This window comes from Microcoleus sp. MON2_D5, assembly GCF_036701905.1.
Taxonomy (GTDB): Bacteria; Cyanobacteriota; Cyanobacteriia; order Cyanobacteriales; family Microcoleaceae; genus Microcoleus.
Genome location: NZ_JAUBRM010000167.1, coordinates 1 through 6,665, shown reverse-complemented (window position 1 = coordinate 6,665; position 6,665 = coordinate 1). Strand labels below are relative to the sequence as shown.

Below are 6,665 nucleotides of genomic sequence, written 5' to 3'. Positions count from 1 at the left end.
TGGCAAGACTACATCGTAAGACTCTTTGTTATTCTAAGTGCGCGGAAATGCTCAGGCACTCTATTAAATTATTAATAGATTACCTAAAATTTCAGGATGTTCCCGTTCCAGCAGTATTCATACCTTGATTCAGCAACGCCACGCTAGAAACCCCGAGAGCGATCGCACCGAATTGAAGGGCGATCGCGCTACTGGTAATTTTGAAGTATTGGGTATTGCGATCGCTTACCGTCACAACTCATTCAGTCAATCAAGGCTCGTTTACAAACATCAAGTCCTTGAGTTAAGCATTGTTCTCGCCACTTGCGAGATATAGGTGCAAACATTTCTACCAACTGGTCTTTTGTCCATTCAGAGCTCTGGTGTGACTTACCCCACCAGTAAGCACGATTCTCAGCCCGCAATGCCTTCAAGACTTTAATCGTTGAGTAAGTGCCAAATTCTGCAGTTAGTAAATCATAGCGACACTCTGGTAGAAGAGCTTGGCACCAAGTTTTTAATCCACCGCGAATTGGATATGACACACCTTCTGTATTGTTCGGTTCTATTGTTTCTGCTCCAAATCGTTGAGCTAGTCTTGAACAAGATTCTGATGTTGCAGATGCGTCAAGCAAAAGCTTATAAGTCCCCCAGCGTCCTAAACCTGTGTGGAAATCAATATGCACTACCTCTGAAGCATTGCCAATCCATTGGACCAAATTGCTAGCTAGAATCTCTTGAGTTTTGGATGGAGCATGACCACCAAAGAAAAGCCCCTTGGGAAAATCGTATTGCCCTACAGGAAAAGTGTTTTTCAAACTGGTCATTCCATATCTCAATATAAGCCAGAGAGCTTGAAGAATATAGGGTTCGATTCGCGATGGAGGTGAAAGGGGATTTAGAAAGGAATTGAATTTAGGATAATCCTTGGGGCTGCCCTCAAAAACTTCTTTAGACAATAAAAAGTTACGATTTAAGTCTATGTTGTTTTCATTCCAACGTCGTCGCCCTGCAAAACCATAAGGATTCAGAGCATGAATAAATACAACCTTAATATCAGGTGACAAGGATCTGAGTAGTTGGTGATTTTCTAACAAGGTAAGTTGAATTGCAGAGCCCAGAAAGCCTTCTACTCCATGCAAGCCACTAGAAATGACTACACATCGTCGTGGGTTGGAAGAACCACCGATAGCCACATCAATAGTTAATTCTTCACCAGTTGGACTAACCTGATCGATTGGGTAGGCAGTGTGCTGATAACCGACAGATGAAGATGCTGCTCGAAATCGCTCTCGTGCCGTAATGTAGTTGGGTGAAAATGCTTCTGAATAGCTCATAAATCTTGATTACCCACCAGTAAGCTTACAACTATGCTTCAACAAATAACTCAGAGCGTATAACTATTAATTATACTGTAGTTGCGGTCTAACACTTCGATCGCCCAAACCAATATCACACTATCCATAGGACAATAAGGCTAGAAACTAACGGAGCGATCGCACCGAATTAAAGAGCGATCGACCGCAGCTAATTTTGAAGTATTGGGTATTGCGATCGCTAGCTAACGGCACATTAAACAAAGTGAAAAGACTCAATAGAGTCCGTTTCAACTGAGATATTGCACCATTCTCGCTTAACAGGCTTTTCGGCCTGTTCCACAAAACGTGAATTTTCTTGTAAGCCGTTGCTCTTGTAGCCCGCCCGTGAAAGGCTTAGTGGAACTGGTACAAGATATCACTTCCAACGAGTTGTTGTGCTCAAGATTGCGATCGCTAGCAACCTCAACTGATGGCCTCAATCTTTCACCGCTACATCAGCTCGATCTGAGAATTTTCATCACTAGAAAAAAAGACTAAGTATTTGTTTTTTTATTGAGTGTAAAAATTGCACTTGTATCACAATAGGATTACCCCTATCTGCTTGTTATGGAAATAGATCGTGTGCCATTTCTGAATCGCCTCCGGCGCACCATGTCCTCTGCGGAAGCTTGGGGGCTTAGTGTTGTTGGATATCTGATGTGGTTTAACTTAGCGCCGTCGATGCAAGCAGAAATTGGCTCCGCATCGCTGTTGGTCTGGATTCCTGGTGTTATCGTCGGAATTCTGTTTAACCTTCAAGTTCAGAGTTTGGGTGAGAAATATCCAGATGTATCTGGAGGAACACCAAATTACATCACGCGATTGCTCCATCGTTACCCTGCCCTTTCCCGCTACTTGGGGATTGCCTACTTCTTGGGGTGGGTTTCCTTTCCGCCCATTAATGCGATCGTCATCACAGAGTTGATCCAATTCCATTTAGAACCGATGGGGCTGAGTATTCCAGAAAAAGTGTTTGAGATCGGTTTTACTGCGATCGCTTACTTTTTAGCATTCAGTGGCACCCGCGCCGTCGCCATTCTGCACCTCTTTTTTATCTTGCCTTCGATCGGCTTTTTATTCCTCTTTTGCGTTCAGGGTTTAGGCTGGCTTGCCTTTTCGCCCCAAAGCCCCGGACTGTTGCCCAGCAGCATTGATGCCATCAGTGTCAAGGACTGGCTCAAATGGTACTTGTTTGCCGCTTATAGCTTCTATGGCTGTGATACAGCCTCATCCTTTGTAGCAGACAGTTTCCACCCAAAAGACACCCTCAAGGCGCTGTCTTGGGTTGCCTGGTTCATGCCTCTGGTATTTGTGGGTGGCAATTTAGTATTGGTGCAGTTGGCAACCGCTCCCGGTTTAGAAGGCAATTTGTACAGCAAATTCCTGGTGGCTGCCAAGCCTTTCTGGGGAGACGCTGCCCCTGTCATAGTCACATTGCTGGTTGCGGCTAGCTGTTTGTTGGGATCTGCGACTAGCGTTTGCAATACGCCCCGCATCCTTTTCCAACTCGCGCAGGATGGGCTGTTGTCTCCAGTGTTTGGCGCTGTGTCGCGTCGAGGTTCCCTAGAACCCGCGCTGCTGCTAACCTTTATCTGTAGTTTAGGATTTTTAGTATGGGGCAACACCACTCGAATTGTCGTGGTGTCAGGGGTGAGTTTTTTCATTTCTATCATGGGGTTGCACTTGGGGCTGTGGATGCAGCGCAACGATCCAGTCGTGCGTTGGGGGCGACTATCCTTAGCATTACTGGTGGTGGAGTTCATTTCCCTGGTGGTGGGTGGTTTTGCCTGGGGATGGATGGATTTTTGTCTCGGATTGCTGTTGCCGTTAGTAGTGATAGCGATCGACGCTGCGATTGTGCGGATTCCTTGGGCATCTTTGCATTTACCGTGGTGGGATCGACTCCATACCAAGCCAGTAATTCCTCCTAAAAATGAATACTTTGTGGTGCTTCAGGTCGGAATTTTGATTGCGCTGATTTGTGGTACAGCGACGATCAGTTGGCTGATTCGCTCCTGGCTGCGGGTAGAAGCCGGAACCAAGAATCCCTATCTGCTGATTATTGTGTTGATGACGCTGGCATTTGTGGGGGTGGCAATTGCTTGCTGGACAACACTGCCCCAGGTTGCTGCGATCGAAGAATTAGCAATCTCCTCGACTGCGCAAGCTAAAGAACTGGAAACGACCCTAAACGAACTGAAAAAAGCCCAGATGCAAGTTATCCAAAGCGAAAAAATGTCTAGCTTGGGACAGTTGGTTGCGGGAATTGCCCATGAAATAAATAACCCGGTCAACTTCATCCACGGTAATCTCACCCACCTGGATGAATATACCCAAAATCTGCTGCAGATGATAGAACTCTATCAACAGCGCCATCCCAGCAACGATCCAGAGGTGCAAGCAATGGCAGAGGAAATCGATTTGGAATTCCTCACTGAAGATATCCAAAAGATAATTTCATCTATAAGGGTAGGCACCGAGCGAATTCGCGGTATTGTCGTCTCGTTGCGAAACTTTTCTCGCATGGATGAAGCAGACTTCAAAGATGTTGATATTCATGAGGGAATTGAAAGTACATTGCTGATTTTGCAACACCGGATCAAAGATAGATCGGATCGTCCAGCCGTCGTAGTAATCAAAGACTATGCCACATTGCCCAAGGTGGAATGTTTCCCCGGACAACTCAATCAGGTATTCATGAATATTTTGGTGAATGCTTTGGATGCCCTTGAGGACATGAATACCAAACGCTCCTATCAGGAGCTTAAAGACACCCCGGCTCAGATTACGATTCGGACTTCTGCGATCGACAATCAATGGGTGGAGGTGGCGATCGCTGACAACGGCATCGGTATGCCAGACCGAGTGAAGCAGCGCATTTTTGACCCCTTTTTCACCACCAAACCCATGGGTAAAGGTACGGGTTTGGGGATGTCGATTAGTTATCACATCATTACTGAAAAACATCGCGGTAAAATCAAGTGTTTTTCTACACCTGGCTCAGGCACTAAGTTTGTGATTCAGATCCCCATTCGGCAACAGACAATTTCAGGATTCCCGATCGCTGCTGAATCTTAACCATTTCGGGTTCAGTGCAGCCCTCAAACAATCTGAGGCGGTACAATAATCGATCGGGGTGTCAATTACCGCCAACTGCTCGATCTGAAGCCGTAAGAATCTTAGAAGCGCGATCGCCCTTGACAAATATCGCACTCTTGGCAGAACAATAACGCTAGAAATTAAGAGAGCGATCGCAATACCGAATTGATGGGCAATCGACCAAATGGTAATTTTGAAGTATTGGGTATTGAGTATTGCGATCGCTCTTCGGCGCGACTCGGTTCTGGGGCTTCCAGAAAACGAAAGCACCCTCACACTTGGTTTTTGTCAGTCCACTTCACGAGATTTTTCGGCTGCTGTTGATAACTACACTTCTAGCGAGGGTGGTGTTCGCCTAGCATACCAGGCATGAATCAGAAGGGTCTGTAAGAACAATACAGGTGTATCAAAGCCACTGGATGCAATTATTGATTCGACTTCAATTGGCGGTAGCACAGCAGTATTTCGACCATAAGAATCACGAAACTTTTCAATCTCCTCAGCAGGCACTTCGGCATACCTCAGCATTCGCAGCCAAACCTCGGAAAGGCTTTGGTACTCTGAAGTAGACATATCGGAAGCCAGATCCGCACTGACCAAATATCCCTTAGGGCAAAGTCGTGAAGCAATTTGACTAAAAAAGTTGCGCCGCTCATCTTGTTGCATAAAGAAGTGAGAAACCAGAAGGCAAGTCGCAGCATCGAAAGAGTGCGATGCGGGCAGTGAATCGAGATAGCCTTCGTGAAAAGTGCAACGTGACGCGATACCACACTCTTCGGCGCGTTGACGACAGAGGTCAAGCATCGGTGCCGCAGGCTCTACCGCAGTAAACTGCCACTGTGGAAAGGTTTGCGCGAGATAAATCAATTCCAAACCGGTTCCTGCGCCGACACAGAGAATCCGTGCATCTGCAGGAAGTTCGGAAAGTACCAGGCCGATCAGTAAATGAAGTGCGTCGCGCATCGGAGCCAATTTAGCGAATCTTTTGTCGTAGGAAGAAGCGCGTTCTCGATCGAAAACGATAGATGACTCTTGATTTTGCATTCTGGACAGCCAATAAGCTTGCAATCTGTATTTTAATAGCTATCTGAATTGGATTTTAGCGCCTTGCTTCAAAACTTACTGGGTTGGGGCCCAACAAAAGTAATAAGAATCCTAAAAGCTCGATCGCCCTAAAAAAAATAGAAAACCCCAAAACCCGTTTAATAATCGAGGTTTTGGGGTTTCCTCACTCGCATCCGGTTCAAATTACAACTTGCGAGGGTGCGATCGCCCTTGACAGATATCGCACTCTTGGCAGAACAATAACGCTAGAAATTAAGAGAGCGATCGTACCGAATTGAAGGGCGAGTCAACAGATTACCTCTAAACGGTCGGGTGCATGGGCGTTGTTATGCCGTGTCCACTGGGGACACCTTAATCGTATGCTTTTGAATTCATGTAATGTCCCATTTGACCTTCACACATTAAGCAACCTGATAAAAAACTATCTTCTAAATTTCCAGCAATAAATGCATCACAGTATCCACAGCAGCCTACATCGTTATCGTTGTGGACTTTATGGCACGAAAAGCAAATCCATTTGTCCCCTAATTCCACTACCGATGACTCCGTTTCACAATCGTTACAGTGAGCAAAACTATCTACATCTTCAGCATCATCATTCAGCTCAAAAGAGTTACTACATGAGCTACAACTCAAAGAGGGAAAAATATTAGATTTCTCTTGAGCTTTGATTAAATTTGAGTGGCAGACTGGACATCTAATATTTTCTACTATATGCTCTAACACCGAGCTTTTAAAGCCCAATTTATCCCAGGATTGTCTACAATTTTCCTCTTCGGCTTTGTACACCTCTGCTGTTTCTAATAGAGTTTGCCAGCACTCTTCACCAAGAAGGTCAAACGGTTCTTCCTCTAAATATTGACTAATGAAATCTCGAATTATAAGAAATGACTTGACAATGACTTCACGAACTGCGCTAGACCACTGCTCTGTATAGTAATGTTCTATCTTATTGCGGAGCTTATTGAGGTCTTGAAATCTCTTCCACTCATAGTTTATTTTCAGGCTTTTAAATCTTTTCTCAATTGTGTGAACATCTACTGTTTTATCACCCTCTCCCACAAATGAGATGTTACCTTGGTCATCAGGTAGTGCCCTGAAGGAAAGGATGGAGTAAATTTAAGCTACTATTAGAGAGAAGTGTTTGCCATTGGTGATATGACA

The 6,665-nt window shown here is 45.2% G+C and carries 8 protein-coding genes and 1 pseudogene; 3 read left to right on the top strand and 6 right to left on the bottom strand.

What is annotated here, in order from left to right; translation table 11 throughout:
• Positions 1-128, top strand: a pseudogene (locus QUA47_RS29805) (IS1 family transposase); the annotation flags it as partial.
• Here QUA47_RS29805 and QUA47_RS29800 read toward each other — a convergent pair.
• The 3 genes from QUA47_RS29800 to QUA47_RS29790 all read right to left on the bottom strand — a co-directional run bounded on the left by QUA47_RS29800 (position 92) and on the right by QUA47_RS29790 (position 1,589).
• Positions 92-235, bottom strand: coding sequence for a hypothetical protein (locus QUA47_RS29800; RefSeq protein WP_333433473.1), 144 nt, complete (start codon positions 233-235; stop codon positions 92-94). The pseudogene QUA47_RS29805 and the gene QUA47_RS29800 sit on opposite strands and share 37 nt — an antisense overlap.
• A 7-nt stretch (positions 236-242) precedes the next feature.
• A complete protein-coding gene (locus tag QUA47_RS29795; protein WP_333433472.1) occupies positions 243-1,316 on the bottom strand; it encodes a M14 family metallopeptidase in 1,074 nt (357 codons plus the stop codon).
• A gap of 147 nt (positions 1,317-1,463) precedes the next feature.
• Complete coding sequence (locus QUA47_RS29790; RefSeq protein ID WP_333433471.1) at positions 1,464-1,589, bottom strand: hypothetical protein; 126 nt, start codon at positions 1,587-1,589, stop codon at positions 1,464-1,466.
• A 330-nt stretch (positions 1,590-1,919) separates the two neighbouring features.
• Between QUA47_RS29790 and QUA47_RS29785 the strand changes: the two genes are divergently transcribed.
• A complete protein-coding gene (locus tag QUA47_RS29785; RefSeq protein ID WP_445302559.1) occupies positions 1,920-4,415 on the top strand; it encodes an ATP-binding protein in 2,496 nt (831 codons plus the stop codon).
• Here QUA47_RS29785 and QUA47_RS29780 read toward each other — a convergent pair.
• Both QUA47_RS29780 and QUA47_RS29775 read right to left on the bottom strand, forming a co-directional pair.
• Positions 4,386-4,706, bottom strand: coding sequence for a hypothetical protein (locus QUA47_RS29780; RefSeq protein ID WP_333433469.1), 321 nt, complete (start codon positions 4,704-4,706; stop codon positions 4,386-4,388). The two genes, QUA47_RS29785 and QUA47_RS29780, sit on opposite strands and share 30 nt — an antisense overlap.
• Before the next feature lie 57 nt (positions 4,707-4,763).
• Positions 4,764-5,480 (bottom strand): methyltransferase domain-containing protein, encoded by a 717-nt coding sequence (locus QUA47_RS29775; RefSeq protein ID WP_333433468.1) that lies wholly within the window; start codon positions 5,478-5,480, stop codon positions 4,764-4,766.
• An 83-nt stretch (positions 5,481-5,563) separates the two neighbouring features.
• Here QUA47_RS29775 and QUA47_RS29770 point away from each other — a divergent pair, with 83 nt between their 5' ends.
• Entirely contained in the window at positions 5,564-5,779 is a 216-nt protein-coding gene (locus QUA47_RS29770; protein ID WP_333433467.1) for a hypothetical protein, read from the top strand.
• Between the two features lie 73 nt (positions 5,780-5,852).
• Here the strand turns inward: QUA47_RS29770 and QUA47_RS29765 are convergent, their stop codons facing one another.
• Positions 5,853-6,563, bottom strand: coding sequence for a hypothetical protein (locus QUA47_RS29765; protein WP_333433466.1), 711 nt, complete (start codon positions 6,561-6,563; stop codon positions 5,853-5,855).
• Positions 6,564-6,665 lie beyond the last annotated feature (102 nt).